Annotated in this window: 12 protein-coding genes; 1 reads left to right on the forward strand and 11 read right to left on the reverse strand. The window is 70.4% G+C overall.

What is annotated here, in order from left to right; translation table 11 throughout:
* From FL344_RS06315 to FL344_RS06365, 11 genes are all read right to left on the reverse strand, one after another.
* A partial coding sequence (locus tag FL344_RS06315) for a glycosyltransferase family 39 protein (protein ID WP_194863014.1) occupies positions 1-592 on the reverse strand: 592 nt, incomplete at its 3' end.
* Positions 593-649: 57 nt separating this feature from the next.
* Entirely contained in the window at positions 650-1,948 is a 1,299-nt protein-coding gene (locus FL344_RS06320; protein ID WP_141617888.1) for a UDP-glucose/GDP-mannose dehydrogenase family protein, read from the reverse strand.
* A gap of 23 nt (positions 1,949-1,971) precedes the next feature.
* Positions 1,972-3,039: a glycosyltransferase gene (locus FL344_RS06325; protein ID WP_141617949.1), complete on the reverse strand. Its 1,068-nt coding sequence runs from the start codon at positions 3,037-3,039 to the stop codon at positions 1,972-1,974.
* Between the two features lie 19 nt (positions 3,040-3,058).
* Entirely contained in the window at positions 3,059-4,174 is a 1,116-nt protein-coding gene (locus FL344_RS06330) for a glycosyltransferase (protein ID WP_141617889.1), read from the reverse strand.
* Positions 4,171-5,310: a glycosyltransferase gene (locus FL344_RS06335; RefSeq protein ID WP_141617890.1), complete on the reverse strand. Its 1,140-nt coding sequence runs from the start codon at positions 5,308-5,310 to the stop codon at positions 4,171-4,173. Before FL344_RS06335 ends, FL344_RS06330 begins: the two co-directional genes overlap by 4 nt.
* Positions 5,311-5,330: 20 nt before the next feature.
* On the reverse strand, positions 5,331-6,476 hold the full coding sequence (locus tag FL344_RS06340; RefSeq protein ID WP_368667417.1) for a glycosyltransferase family 4 protein: 1,146 nt from the start codon (positions 6,474-6,476) through the stop codon (positions 5,331-5,333).
* On the reverse strand, positions 6,457-7,557 hold the full coding sequence (locus tag FL344_RS06345) for an NAD-dependent epimerase/dehydratase family protein (protein ID WP_141617891.1): 1,101 nt from the start codon (positions 7,555-7,557) through the stop codon (positions 6,457-6,459). Before FL344_RS06345 ends, FL344_RS06340 begins: the two co-directional genes overlap by 20 nt.
* Positions 7,554-8,723 (reverse strand): NAD-dependent epimerase/dehydratase family protein, encoded by a 1,170-nt coding sequence (locus FL344_RS06350; protein WP_305021747.1) that lies wholly within the window; start codon positions 8,721-8,723, stop codon positions 7,554-7,556. The genes FL344_RS06345 and FL344_RS06350 overlap by 4 nt, the downstream gene beginning before the upstream one ends.
* A gap of 157 nt (positions 8,724-8,880) precedes the next feature.
* A complete protein-coding gene (locus FL344_RS06355) occupies positions 8,881-10,674 on the reverse strand; it encodes an ABC transporter ATP-binding protein (RefSeq protein WP_141590180.1) in 1,794 nt (597 codons plus the stop codon).
* A gap of 95 nt (positions 10,675-10,769) precedes the next feature.
* The gene (locus FL344_RS06360) at positions 10,770-11,768 is read right to left on the reverse strand and encodes a Gfo/Idh/MocA family protein (protein WP_228564823.1); all 999 of its coding nucleotides are present in this window, start codon (positions 11,766-11,768) and stop codon (positions 10,770-10,772) included.
* Positions 11,765-12,733 (reverse strand): zinc-binding dehydrogenase, encoded by a 969-nt coding sequence (locus FL344_RS06365; RefSeq protein WP_141590179.1) that lies wholly within the window; start codon positions 12,731-12,733, stop codon positions 11,765-11,767. The genes FL344_RS06360 and FL344_RS06365 overlap by 4 nt, the downstream gene beginning before the upstream one ends.
* A gap of 328 nt (positions 12,734-13,061) precedes the next feature.
* On the opposite strand from FL344_RS06365, the gene FL344_RS06370 reads away from it, so the two are divergent.
* Entirely contained in the window at positions 13,062-13,526 is a 465-nt protein-coding gene (locus FL344_RS06370; protein WP_228564839.1) for a dual specificity protein phosphatase family protein, read from the forward strand.
* The last annotated feature ends 6 nt before the right edge of the window (positions 13,527-13,532 follow it).

The following is a 13,532-nucleotide window of genomic DNA, read 5'->3' on the forward strand; positions in this document are numbered from 1 at the left end:
CCCCTGCCGCCAGCCCCCACCGCCAGGAGCCCTGGCGCGTGGCGTGGAACAGGAGCGCCACCGCGACGGCGTTGCAGCCCGTCAGGGTGCAATCCGTCACATCGCCGAAGATGCGCCCCTGGACGAGCTGCCAACCAAAGGGCATGGCGAGGAAGCCCGCCGCGCCCAGCACGGCCCAGAAGCGCCCGGCGGGCCTGCGCGCGATGAGGTAGATGGACACCGCCGCGGCCAGGTGCCCCAGGAGCGAGGCCAGCCGCAACGCCAGCGGCGTCACGCCCACCACGTGCATCATCAGCGCGCCGAACCAGAAGGGCCCCGTGGGCTTGTGCATCCACACGTGCGCGGCCCACCAGTGGCGCGGGTCCGCGGGGAAGACCGGGTCCTTGTAGATGTGCGGCGTGAAGAAGGTGTCGTGCGTGCCGCGCGCGGCGGCCTGGTGCATCGCCTCGTCCCAGATGTAGATGGCCGGATGCGCCAGGTGGGGCGCCAGTTGGGCCAATCCCCAGACGACGAGCGCCCCGATGAGCAGTCCATCGAGACGCTTTTGAAAGACATCGGGGGGCGCGGCGACAGTCGGGGCGTCGGTGCTCATCGGGGCGATGCGTGGGGATAGCACCCCAAGCCCGCCAGAGCCACCGGGGGCCGTGCGTCAGCCGCGCCCGATGCCGATGTAGGTGAAGCCCTCGCTCCGGGCGAGCCGAGGGTCGAGCACGTTGCGTCCGTCGAAGATGATGGGGCGGCGCATCAGTGTCCGGAGCCGCTTGAGGTCCGGGCGGCGAAACTCGTTCCATTCCGTGACGAGGAAGATGCCATCCGCGCCCTCGGCGGCCTCGTAGCAGGTGGGCGCGTACGCCACCCGGTCACCGAAGTACTGCCGGGCCACGGAGCTGGCCACCGGGTCATGGCATTGCACGCGCGCGCCCTTGCCAAGCAACCCTTCGATGAGCTCCACGGAGGGCGCCTCCCGCATGTCATCCGTCTTCGGCTTGAAGGCCAGGCCCCACACGGCGAAGGTGTGGTCAGCGAGGCTGCCGTAGAGCTTCAACGCCTTGCCGAGCAGACAGCGCTTCTGCCGGGTGTTGGTGGACTCCACGGCCCGCAGCAGGTCCAGCTCCAGGCCCACTTCACGCGCGGTGGACATCAACGCCCGCACGTCCTTGGGGAAGCAACTGCCGCCATAGCCGATGCCCGGATAGAGGAACGCATAGCCGATGCGGCGGTCCGCGCCCATGCCCTTGCGCACCAGGTCCACGTTGGCGCCCACGCGCTCGCACAGCAGGGCCATGTCATTCATGAACGAGATGCGTGTGGCCAGCATGGCGTTGGCCGCGTACTTGGTGAGCTCCGCGGAGTGGGGGTCCATGAAGAGGATGGGGTTCTCCGTCCGCACGAAGGGGGCATAGAGGTCGCCCATCAGCTTCCGGGCCCGCTCGGACGTGGTGCCGATGACGACCCGGTCCGGCTTGAGGAAGTCGTCCAGCGCGGCGCCTTCCTTGAGGAACTCCGGGTTGGACACGACGTCGAAGGCCACGTCGGTGGTGCGCGCCACCGCGGACCGCACCCGGTCCGACGTCCCGACGGGAACGGTGCTCTTGTTCACGATGACGGTGTAGTGGCGCAAGGACCGGCCAATCTGTTCCGCGGCGACGAGCACATGCTGGAGGTCGGCGTCTCCCCGCTCCGACTGGGGCGTGCCCACCGCGATGAACACCACCTGGGCCGGCGACACCGCCTCCGGCAGGTGTTCGGTGAAGCGGAGGCGCTGTGCGGCGACGTTGCGCCGGACCAGCTCCTCCAGCCCTGGCTCGTAGAGCGGAATCTCCCCGCGCCGCAGCGCCTCCACCTTCCGCGCGTCCAGGTCCACGCAGGTGACGTCATGCCCTGACTCCGCGAAGCAGGTCCCCGCTACGAGCCCCACATACCCCGTTCCGATGATGGCGATCCGCATGGTGCTGTCTCTCCCAGGCTTCGCTAGCCCCCTCGCTCCGCCTCCAGGACGTAGTCCTCCAACGTTCGCGCCCGGTGCTCCGCGGTGTGCTCCGCCAGCACGCGCCGCCGCGCTCGCTGCCCCATGGCCTGTCGTTCCCGCTCGGGGACTTCCCGGAGGTAGCGCAAGGTCTCCGCGCCGGAGCGCGCAACGAAGAGCTCCCTCCCCGGCTCGAAGAAGGTCTCCAGGCCCGCCCAGTCGTCACTGATGATGGGCACGCCGCAGGCGGCGGCCTCGAAGAGGCGCACGCTGGGCGAATGGCCCGCACGCACCATGTCCGCGCGCGTGACGTTCAGGGTGTAGCGCTGGGCGTTGTAGAAGGCCGGGTGCTCGGGGGGCGCCAGGTGCTCCACGCGCGTGACGTTCGCCGGCCAGCGGAGGCCTTCGGGATACTGGGGACCCGCCACGGCGAAGCGCCCCTCGGGCCACGCCCGCGCGGCGTCCAGCATCAGCCGCTCCAGCACCGGCTGGCGGTCCTCGCTGTAGGTCCCCAGGTAGCCCAGCTCCCAGCGCGGCTCGCACGGCGCCGGGACGTGCAGCTCTGGGTCACAACTGCAGTAGAGCGGCCGCGCGGCGGGGGAACCCAGCTCCCGTTCGATGCGCTCCAGCGTGGGGCCGCCCGTGAAGGACAGGTAGAGCCGGTAGCCCGGCACCAGCTCCGGCCGCAGGTACTCACAGGCGCCTCGCGCCAGCCGCGCGAGCGTCACCGGCGTGTCGATGTCATAGAAGGCAGGGACGCCCCGCGCGGTCCGCTGTACCCACGCGCCTGCCTCCACGCCCTGCGGGACGTAGGAGCCCACCATGACCAGGTCCGCCTCACGCACGTGTGTCGTGAAGCGCTCGGCCAGGTCGTCCAGGCTGGCGTACAGCTCGGTGCGTCCGTGCGGCGGGTTCGGCAGGTCCCGGTTGGCGGCATACCAAGGGACGTCCCGTTCGAGGAACCACACGTCGTGCCCGCGCCGCACCAGCCCGCGCACCAGCCCACGATAGGTGGTCGCATGGCCGTTGCCCCAGCTGGAGGTGATGGACAGCCCGAGGATGACGACCTTCATTCGCACGCCCTCCCCCTCCTCATGCGACGCACTCCCGCGTCGTGGTGGCGGACCCGGTCCGAAGCCCCAGGGCCGCCTCCACCTGGGAGACGCGATGCAGGTACGTGTGTCCGGCCAGCACGCGCCGGAGCGCGGCCTGGCCGATGCGCCGGGCCTCCGCGTCCGTCAGCCGGCGGACGTGCTCGGCCACCTCCTCCCCGGAGCAGGCCACGAGCACCTCGCGTCCTGGCTCCAGGAAGAGCTCCACGCCCAAAAAGGCATCGGTAATGAGGCATGCCCCCGCGCCGGCCGCCTCGAAGACCCGCGTGGCGGGAGAGAAGCCGAAGCGCGCCATGCTGTCGCGGTGGATGTTGAGCACCGCGCGCGCCGAGCAGTTCAGCGCATTGTGTTCGTGCGTGTAGACGTGGCCCAGGCGCGTCACGTTGGAGGGCAAGGGGCGCGCCTCCCAGCCGCTGCCACCCAGCAGGAAGCGCGCGCCGGGCAAGTGCTCCGCGGCCTTCAGGAAGAAGGCCTCCACGCGGGCTTCGCGGTCCGGCAGCCGGTTGCCCAGGAAGGCCAGGTCCCCCGTGAAGCGGGCCTCCATCGGCGCCGGGTGGTGCGTGGAGGGGTCCAGCGCGTTGTAGATGGGGACGCACTGGCGCGCGCCCAGCGCCCGGTAGGCGGACACCACCGGCTCGCCCCCGCCGTAGGTGAAGACGTGGTCATACCGGGGCACGAGCGCGCGAAACGAGTCATCCGGATGATGCTCCAGCCGCTCCAGCGTGGCGGGCGCGTCCACGTCCCAGAACACGACCTGGGTGCCCGGGCGCTTCAGGTCGAGCACACGGGCCTCCAGCAGCGCATCGAACACGCCCACGCCGCTGGCCTTCACCACCACGTCCGCGTGGCGCGCCTCCTCCAGGCACCGCTCCACGTCGGCCGTTCCCTGCTCGGTGTAGACGACCACGCGCGCCCAGTCCGGGTCCGCCATGTCGCGGTGCTGCTGCCGCCCGAAGGCATCCGGTTCGTAGAAGGTCACCCGGTGCCCTCGCGAATGCAGCGCGCGGATGAGGCCGCGGTAGTAGGTCGCCGCGCCGTTCCAGTAGGCCGAGACGAGGCTGGAACCGAAGAATGCGATGCGAAGTCCCCTGCTCATGCGGTGACCCTCCCCCGTGACAACGCCCCCGCCTGCGTGGCCTGGGGCACCAGTGACGCGTGGATGCGCAGCAATTCGTCCACCCGGTGCGCACACGTGTGGCGGGCCAGCACCGTGCGGCGCCCCTGCTCGGCGAGCGCACGGCGCAGGTCCGCGTCCGCCAGCAGCGCTCGCAGGTGGTCGCGCATCCGCGCGCCGGTGTCCGCGACCAGGTAGTCGCTCCCCGGTGTGAAGAGGCCTTCCAAGTCGCGCCACGGCGCGCTCACCAGTGGAATGCCACAGGCGAGCGCCTCGAACGGACGGATGGTGGGGATGCCCGGCAGGGACGTGGCGTAGGGCCGCCGGGGAACGTGGACCGTCACGCGCGCCCTGGCGAAGGCCTCGGGCACCCGGTGGTTGGTCAGCCACCCCGCGTAGGTGATGCCCGCACGCGCCAGCGCCGCTCGCGCCGCGTCCGGGTAACGCACCCCGTGCACCCGCGCCTTCAAGCCCAGCGTTTGTGCCGGACCGAGCAGGAACTCATGCAGCTCCGCGGTGCGCTCCTCATCACCCCAGTTGCCAATCCAGACGACGTCGTCTTCCGGCGACACCTCGGGCCGTGGGTGGAACACACGCGTGTCCGCGGCCTCGTGCCACGTCCACGCGCGCCGAGCCCAGCCCTGCTCCAGGTAGAGCCGCTGGAGGACGCCGCCAAAGGCGAGCACGCCGTCATAGTGGGCCAGCTCGTAGCGGGCCATCTCCTCCCGAGCGCTCACGCCCCGGTGGTGCGTGTCATGGAAGAACAGGCGAAAGGCGTCGCTCACCTGGCGACGCTCGCCCAGGCGGCGCACCAACGCTGGCGGGTTCCACTCGTGGACGAGGACGAGCTGTGCCCCTTCCAGGGCCCGGTCCAGGTCCAGCGTCGCCAGGTCGTATCGCTCGGGCCGCACATGCGGGTAGACGCGTCGTACTTCCTCCAGCATCGCCGGCCCCTCTGGCTCCCGCAGGAGGTTGCGCAGGCTCCAGGCGTCCTCGGGCTCGAAGACGCGGACGTCGTGGCCGCGCAGGGCCAGCTCCGTCACCACGCCGCGCAGGAAGTGCGCATTGCCGTGGTTCCAGTCCGACAGAAGCGAGTGGCAGAAGAAGACGATGCGCATGCGCGGTGCCCCTTCCATCCTCAAGGCGCGCCCAGCGCGAGCCCGGCGGGGTGACGGACCGGCCACGCCCGGAGCGTCGCGTAGAGCCGCAGGTAGTCCTCCGCCATGCGGCGTGGGTTCCAGGTCAGCGCGCGGGCACGCGCTTTCGCGGCCATGCGCTCCCGATGGGCCCCATCCTCGAGGAGTCCTCGCAGCGCGCGGGTCAACCCATCCAGGTCCTCCGGGTGAACGAACACCGCCGCGTCCCTCCACACCTCTCGGAGGCTGGGAATGTCGCCCAGCACCAGGGCACAGCCGGAGAGCGCGGCTTCCAGCGCGGACAGGCCAAAGGGCTCGTAGCGCACCGGCATGGCGTAGATGGCGGCGCGAGCCATCCAGGCCGCGAGTGCTTCCGGCGAGAGGGGGCCCAGCGGCTCGGTGTTCCGTGCCCGCGCCACCTTCCCGCTCCCCGGATGTCGCAGCTCGCCCGCCACGCGCACGGGGCAGCCCAGCCGGGGCGCCACCGCCTCCAGCGCCGACAGGTTCTTGGCCTCGTCCCACAAGCGGCCCGCCGCGAGGACGAACAGCTCCTTGGGCGCCGCGGTGAAGGAGTCGGCCCGGCGCGCGTTCGGGATGACGCAAGTGGGCGGCAACAACGGTCCATAGTGCCGTTCGAGCGCGCCGAGCATCGCCGCGCTGGGCGCCACCACGCGGTCCACGGCGCGCAGGCCGCGCTGGACCTCCCGCCGGTAGCGCGCATATCGCGGCGGCGCGGGCTCCCGAAGGACCGCCTCCCACCAGGACAGGACGCACGAGTGGGCCACCACCACCGAAGGTGCCCGCCAGGGCAGCGCGCCATGGGCATAGCCATTGAGATGGATGACGTCGGGCGCCAACACCTCCTCCAGCGCCAGCAGCCATTCCCCAGACGCGCGCACGTCCTTCCAGGGCGCGTCCATCCACTCCAGGCGATAGGTGCTCTCGTGGAGGCGCAGCCCCGGGACGGCCGCGGCTTCACCCGCCTGCGGCACCGTCACGGGCTCGCCCAGGGTCGCCAGCTCCACCTGGACGCCCGCGTCGGCGAAGGCCCGGCAGAGCTCCAGCGCGTAGGTCCACACGCCTCCCACCGTGTCGGTGGTCATCAACACACGGCGGACGGCGCGCCCTCTAGCCTGCGTAGACTTCACGCGCCCCTCCCTGCCACGACGCCACCGGCCGCTCATGCATCAGGGTCCGCAGCCAGTCGTGGAGCCGGTCCACGCCCTCGGGGATTCCCACCTGGGGCGCCCACCCCGTGGCGGCCTGGAACTTCCGGGTGTCGGAGACGTAGTAGCGCTGGTCCCCCGTCCGCCAATCCTCGAACTGGAGCGCGGGACGCAGGCCGGTGCGCTGCGAGATGAGGCCCAGCAGCTCCAGCAGGCTCACCGTCCGCGACGGGCCGCCGCCGATGTTGAAGGCCTGCCCCTTGAGCCGTCCGATGTGCTGCTGCGCCAGGCCGAGCGCGCGCACCAGGTCGCCCACGTCGAGGATGTCCCGCACCTGCTTGCCATCCCCGTAGAGCGTGAGGGGCTGGCCTTCGAGCATGCGCAAGAGGAAGTGCGCCACCCAGCCCTGGTCCTCGGTGCCGAACTGCCGGGGGCCGTAGATGCAGCTCATCCGGAACACCACCGTCCTCAGCCCGTAGGCCCGCGCATAGTCGAGCACGTACTGGTCCGCCGCGCCCTTGGAGCAGCCATAGGGGCTCTCGAAGTCCAGCGGGCAGGCCTCCCCCACGCCGTGGCCGCGCAGGCCCACGTCCCGAGGCTCGTAGCGGCTGGGCTTCTGGACGAGTTCCACGCCCGGCATGCCGCCGTAGACCTTGTTGGTGGAGGTGAAGACGAGCGAGGCGGGCCGCTCCATGGCACGCAGCGCCTCCAGCACGTTCAGGGTGCCGCCCGCGTTGACCTCGAAGTCGGTGACGGGCGTCTCCAGGCTGGTGGTGACCGCCACCTGGGCCGCGAAGTGGAAGACATGGCTGGCGCCGATGACGGCCTGCTTCACCGCATAGGCGTCCCGTACGTCCGCCGTCATCACCTCCAGCCGGGCGCCATGCCGGGCCTGGAGCCAACGCAGGTTGTGCACCACGCCGGGGCGCGTCAGGTTGTCGACAACGCGCACGGTCCGCCCCGCGGACAGGTAGTGGTCCGCCAGGTTGGAGCCGATGAAGCCGGCCCCGCCGAAGATGACCGTCCTGTCCTCTTCCACCTCCCAAGGTTCCGCCGCGCTCATACGGTCAGCCCTCGCGCCTCGAGTTCCGCGCGCGCCTCCGCCACGCGGTCCGTCGCCACCTGGTCTTCGAGCCACGACGACAGTTCCCTGAGCCCGTCGTGGAAGGAGACCTGGGGTGCGTAACCCAGCAGGTCACGCGCCAGGGAGATGTCCGCGAAGCAGTGACGGATGTCGCCCATGCGATATCGACCCGTCACCGCGGGGCGGAGGCCGGGGCGACCCATCACCTCCGCGAGCGCCAGGGCCACTTCCTTCACGGTGATGGACTGTCCACTGCCCACGTTGATGACATGCGACTCCGCCCCCCGCGCGTCGAGCGCCAGCGCGCAGGCGTTCGCTACGTCACGCACGTTGACGAAGTCCCGCTGCTGCAGGCCATCCTCGAAGACGAGTGGCGGACTTCCATTGAGCAACCGCGCGCCGAAGATGGCGAGCACGCCGGTATAGGGATTGGAGAGCGCCTGCCGGGGCCCGTAGACGTTGAAGAACCGCAGCGCCACGGTGGGGATGCCGTAGGCGCGGCCCAGGATGAGACACAGCCGCTCCTGGTCGAATTTCGACAGCGCATACACGGAGGAGAGCTCTGGCGGCTTGGACTCCGGCGTCGGCACGGGCGTGAGGGCTTCGCCTCCGGGGCCTTCCAGCTCCCACTTCCCATCCGCCAGTTGCTCCAGTGGCCTTTGCCCGCCGGGGATGCGCCGGCCATCTGGCGCGCGCGACAGTCCCTCCCCATAGACACTCATGCTGGAGGCCACGACCAGCCGTTCAATCGGACGCTCGATGAGCGCTTCCATCAACACGGAGGTGCCCAGGTTGTTCACCGCCGTGTAGTGGGCCACCTCGTACATGCTCTGGCCCACGCCCACCGCCGCGGCGAAGTGGTAGACGGCGTCAACGCCCGCCAGGGACTGTCGGACCACCTCCCCGTCACGCACGTCGCCCACCACCAACTCCACATCGGTGGACAGGTACTCCGGGCGTCGTCGCGCTTCACCGTGGACCTGGGGCACCAGCGCATCCAGGACCCTCACGCGGTGGCCGCGCGCCAGCAGCGCGTCCGCCAGATGTGAGCCAATGAAGCCCGCGCCGCCCGTGATGAGAATCTGTCTTTGCCTCATGTCGCCCCCCGGCGCACGCAGGCAGTCGATGTTCATCACCACCGCCATGCATTGATGAAGGTAGCCACCGCACCTGTTGGTGCTAGCCATCTGCTACCGACGTTCATCCCGGTCAGGCGCCTGCACGCGCCCCAGCATCATTCGGGCTGGCGCCCAGGGGAGCGGCCCCATCACGGCCGCACAAGGGCCGCCGAGGCGACGAGCCCTACGCGGCCACGGGCGTCAGGGGTGAAGGGGGCAATTCCGGGAGCAGGCCGCGCGTCTGCTTGCGCACCAGCGACGCGTAGTAGCCGTCACGGCGCATCAGCTCCGCATGCGAGCCCTCCTCGATGATGCGGCCATCCTTGAGCACCAGGATGCGGTCCGCGTTCACCACCGTGGAGAGCCGGTGCGCGATGGCGAAGGTGGTGCGGCCCTTCATCAGCTCACCCAGTGCGTCCTGCACCAATGCCTCGCTCTCCGCGTCGAGCGCGCTGGTGGGTTCGTCGAGGATGAGGATGGGCGGGTCTGTCAGGAGCGAGCGGGCAATGGCGATGCGCTGCCGCTCGCCCGCGGACAACCGGTTGCCGCGCTCCCCCACCAGGGTGTCGTAGCCCTGAGGAAGTCCCAGGATGAATTCATGTGCGTGGGCCGCGCGCGCGGCGGCCTCGATTTCCGCGTCCGTGGCCTGGGGTCGCCCATAGGCGATGTTCCCCCGCACGCTTTCATTGAAGAGCAGCGCGTCCTGGAGCACCACGCCGATGTTGCGCCGCAGCGACAACTGCTTGAGCGTCCGGATGTCGCTTCCGTCAACGCGCACGACGCCCTGGTCCGGGTCATAGAAGCGGCACAGCAGGCTCATCAGCGTCGTCTTGCCCGCGCCGCTGGGGCCCACCAGTGCCACCGTCTCCCCACGCCGGACGTCCAGGGAGATGCCGTTGATGAGCGGCCGGCCCGCGCCGGAGGGATAGGCGAAGTGGACGTCCTCGAATGTCACGTCACCGCGCATGTGCGTGATTTCGTGCGCGTCTGGCGCGTCGCCCAGCGAGTCCTGCGCGTCGAGGATGGAGAACACCTGGCGGATGGACACCGAGGCCGTCCGCAGCGTCTTGTACACGCCGCTGAGTCCCTGCACGGGGCCGAAGAGCCCACCGATGTAGCCCAGGAAGGCCACCAGGGTACCGACGGTGAGCTGCCCCTTCATCACCAGGAGGCCGCCCATGCAGATGGACGCCACACGCGCGACGAGCACCGTGGTGTTCTGCCCCGCCGTCACCGCCGAGTCGAACGCCACACCCCGGGTGACGACGGTATTGGCGTCACGCACGCCATGCAGGAAGCGCTGCTTCTCCCGCTCCTCCATGGCGAAGCTCTTCACGGTGATGATGCCGGAGAGCACCTCGTTGAAGCGGGCGTAGATTTGCGTCCACCGCTCCAGCAGCGACTCCTCGCGCCGGGCCTGCACGGGCGCGGCGCGCCGGGCGATGAGCACCGGCAGCGGCGCGAAGGCCAGAGCCAGCAATGCCAGCCGCCAGTCGAGCTGGAGCATGACGCCCACCGCGATGCACAGGTACACCGCCGCGGGGATGACGTTGAAGGTGAGCTCGGTGATGGCGCCCACGAAGCCCTGGAGCCCGCGGTCCATCCGCGTCATCAGCGCGCCCACGCCCTCCTGCCGGTGAAAGCTCAGCGGCAGCCGGTGCAGCCGCGACACGGTGGCCTCGTTGAGGGCGAAGTGCACCTGGATGCGGGTGCGCCAGGTGAGCCAGTTGGACGCGGCGCCCAGCCCTTCACGCGCGAGCCCCATGAGCACCAGCAACCCCACGCCCATCAGCACCGGCTTCGTGGCGTCCTCGCTGCCCAGTTGGTCGAAGATGCTCTTGAGGACCAGGGGCTCCAGGGCGCTCAGGCTCGCGGAGGTCAGGACGAGGAGCAGGATGAAGACAATGGTGCGACGGTAGGGCCGCAAGTAGCCCAGCGCTCGCCACATCGCGCCGCGTGAGACGGGAGGGGTCTGCATGGTCAGGCGAGGAACGGTGTTTCAGTCCCACACCTTCCGGCGTCCAGACAGAGCCCGATGCCTCCGCATCTCGGGAGACGGGCATGCAAACGCTCTCAGGCGTAGAGTCTGTCGAGCGTCTCCGCGACCTGGATGAGCTGCTCGTTCTCCGGCGTGAAGCGCTTTCCTTGGGCCAGGCGGGTGGCCCAGTCCACGGCGGCCCGTCCGCCCCAGCCATCTGGCGGGTCGGCGAGCCGCTCACGCCCGGTACCCCGGAAGGCATCCGCCGTGAAGTCGTAGAACGAGCCATTCACGTTGCGGAACGACACGCCCCCTTCCGTCCCATAGAACGACGCTTCAATCACCGCGTCGCAGCCCGCCGACAGCTTCCAGGAGCAGGCGAGCTGGACGGCGGTGCCTCCCTCCAACTCCAGCAGGGCGGCGGCGTAGTCTTCCACGCCCTCCTCCCGGCCACGCAGCGGCCGTCCCTGGGCGAAGCGCTGGCTGCTCACCCGGCGGACGGCGGGGAAGTCGAGCACCCATAGCGCCAGGTCCACCATGTGGATGCCCAGGTCCATGACGCAGCCGCCCCCGGCGAGCGCCGCGTCGTAGAACCACGGCTTGTCCGGGCCGTAGGCATTGTGGAAGACGAGGTTCACCGCATGCACGTGCCCCAGCGCGCCCGACTGGTGGTGCGCTCGGAGCCTGCGCAGCCCTTCCGCGTAGCGGTAGCTGAAGTCCACGCCGAGCAGCACGTCCGACCTCCGGGCCGCCTCCACCACACACCGGACTTCGTGGGCCGTGCGGCCCAGCGGCTTCTGGCAGAACACGGCCACGCCGCGCTCCAACGCCTGGATGGACTGCTCCGCGTGAACAGCGCTGGGCGTGGCGATGACCACGCCGTCGGGTGAGAGCGCGAGCAGCGCGTCCAGGGAGTCCACCCGCTCACACCCCGGCGCGAGCGCCCGCGCTGCCTCGGCGGCGGCCTCCGAAGGGTCCGCCACGCCGATGACGTCCACCTGGGCCTCTTTCACCAGGGCCTGCATCCGATGGCGTCCAATCCAGCCCACGCCGAGAAAGCCCAGCCGGGGGCGCCGCATCACGGGAGCGCTCATGGCGTGACCAGGGCCTTGAGGAAACCGTCCGGCCGGGAGCGCAGGGCGTCAAAGGCGCGGTCGAGTTCCTCCAAGCGGAACTGGTGGGTGAAGAGGGGAAAGGGGTCCAGCGCGCCGGAGGCGACGGCGTCCACGGCGAGCCGGATGCCCTCCACGTAGACGCGCGGGTCGCGTTCGTGCGCGTTGATGACATCCAGGCCGCGCCAGTTCCACAACTGCATGTTCACCTGCCGGGGCCCGTCCTGGTGGTAGCCCGCGATGACGAGCCGGCCCCGCTCCCGCGTGAGTTCGCCCGCGAGGTCGAGCGGCCACTGCGAGCCCACGGCCTCGATGACGCGGTCGCAGAAGGCACCGTCGGTGAGGGCCTTCACGCGGTCGATGATGCGGCCGTGGTCATCCATGGGGATGCACTCGGCGGCGCCATAGGCCCGCGCCAACTCCAGCGAGAAGGGACGCCGGGAGATGGCGAGGACCCGCGCGCCCGCGTTCGCCGCGAGCCGTGTCACCACCGCGCCCAGGAAGCCGATGCCGATGATGGCCACCGTCTGCCCCGCCTGGATGTCGCCGCGGCGGAAGATGTTCATGGCGCAGCCCAGCGGCTCTCCCGGAAAGGGCTTGCCCGCGAGCGAGGGTGGAAGCACCACGGCCGACGACGCCTCCACCACGTCGTACTCCGCGAAGGCCGCCGAGGAGAGCGTGGCCACCCGGTCTCCCACGCGAAGGTCCGTCACCCCGTCTCCCACGGCGTCCACCACGCCCCAGCCCTCGTGTCCTGGCGTCCCGGGCTTCATCGGATAGCGGAACCAGTCACGGCCCTCCCAGGTGGGCAGGTTGGAGCCGCACACGCCACAGCCCTCCAGCCGCACGCGTATGGCACCAGGGCCAGGCTCGGGCCGGGCGATGCGGTCCACCCGTGTCCCCCCAGGGCCCGTGACCACCGCGGCCCTCATCATTCCGTCCGACATCACGTCCTCCCGTCCCTGTCCCACTCCGCGTTCTGTGCCGCCAGCGAGGCCAGGACAACCCGCCCTTTCGGCGCAGGCGGGGCGGCCGTGGCCCCGCCAACGCCCGCTTCGTTCGAGCGCCGCCAGCCTGGACACCATGTGTCGGGGGCCCGACGCGCGGAAGGGCCGCTTGCCCGGCCGCGTCGGACGTCGTCGTGGGAGCGCGACACCTATCTTCCTTCTCGAAGGCGCAGGCGAAGAGGAGGCAGCCGTGCTGGGAAGGACACCGGAGTGGGAGCTCAACCTGGACGCCGTGACACCGTCGCTCGCCGTGGGCGGGCGCTATCCCATGGAGGCCGCGGCCTACCTCGCGGGACGGCTTGGCATCCGCTCCGTGGTGGATGTGCGGGTCGAGGACTGTGACGACGAGTGGGTGCTTCGCCAGCACGGCATCACCCTGCTCCACCTGCCCACGCAGGACATGCAGGCCATCCGGTTGCCCATGATTCACGACGGCGTGGCCTGGGTCCGCGCGCGGCTGGCGCGACGGGAGAAGGTGCTCATCCACTGCGAGCACGGCATCGGGCGCAGCGCGCTGCTGGCGCTGTGCGTCCTCGTGGAGGGTGGCCTGGCCCCCTTGGAGGCGCTGTCGCTCGCCAAGGACCGACGGAACCTCGTGTCACCGAGCCCCGAGCAGCTCACGGCCTTCATCGCGTACACACAAGCGCTGCGCGCATCACGCGAGGTGCCCTGGGAGGTGCCCGGGTTCGATGCGCTCGCGGCCATCGCCTACCGCCACCTGCGCCAGGGCTGAAGGATG

Source organism: Myxococcus sp. AB036A, assembly GCF_006547355.1.
Lineage (GTDB): Bacteria > Myxococcota > Myxococcia > Myxococcales > Myxococcaceae > Myxococcus > Myxococcus virescens.

Excerpts from the sequence above, each read along its gene's own strand:
- FL344_RS06320 (WP_141617888.1), bottom strand. The coding sequence starts at position 1,948 with ATGCGGATCGCCATCATCGGAACGGGGTATGTGGGGCTCGTAGCGGGG.
- FL344_RS06325 (WP_141617949.1), bottom strand. The coding sequence starts at position 3,039 with ATGAAGGTCGTCATCCTCGGGCTGTCCATCACCTCCAGCTGGGGCAAC.
- FL344_RS06330 (WP_141617889.1), bottom strand. The coding sequence starts at position 4,174 with ATGAGCAGGGGACTTCGCATCGCATTCTTCGGTTCCAGCCTCGTCTCG.
- FL344_RS06335 (WP_141617890.1), bottom strand. The coding sequence starts at position 5,310 with ATGCGCATCGTCTTCTTCTGCCACTCGCTTCTGTCGGACTGGAACCAC.
- FL344_RS06345 (WP_141617891.1), bottom strand. The coding sequence starts at position 7,557 with ATGAGCGCGGCGGAACCTTGGGAGGTGGAAGAGGACAGGACGGTCATC.
- FL344_RS06350 (WP_305021747.1), bottom strand. The coding sequence starts at position 8,723 with ATGGCGGTGGTGATGAACATCGACTGCCTGCGTGCGCCGGGGGGCGAC.
- FL344_RS06355 (WP_141590180.1), bottom strand. The coding sequence starts at position 10,674 with ATGCAGACCCCTCCCGTCTCACGCGGCGCGATGTGGCGAGCGCTGGGC.
- FL344_RS06360 (WP_228564823.1), bottom strand. The coding sequence starts at position 11,768 with ATGAGCGCTCCCGTGATGCGGCGCCCCCGGCTGGGCTTTCTCGGCGTG.
- FL344_RS06365 (WP_141590179.1), bottom strand. The coding sequence starts at position 12,733 with ATGTCGGACGGAATGATGAGGGCCGCGGTGGTCACGGGCCCTGGGGGG.
- FL344_RS06370 (WP_228564839.1), top strand. The coding sequence starts at position 13,062 with ATGGAGGCCGCGGCCTACCTCGCGGGACGGCTTGGCATCCGCTCCGTG.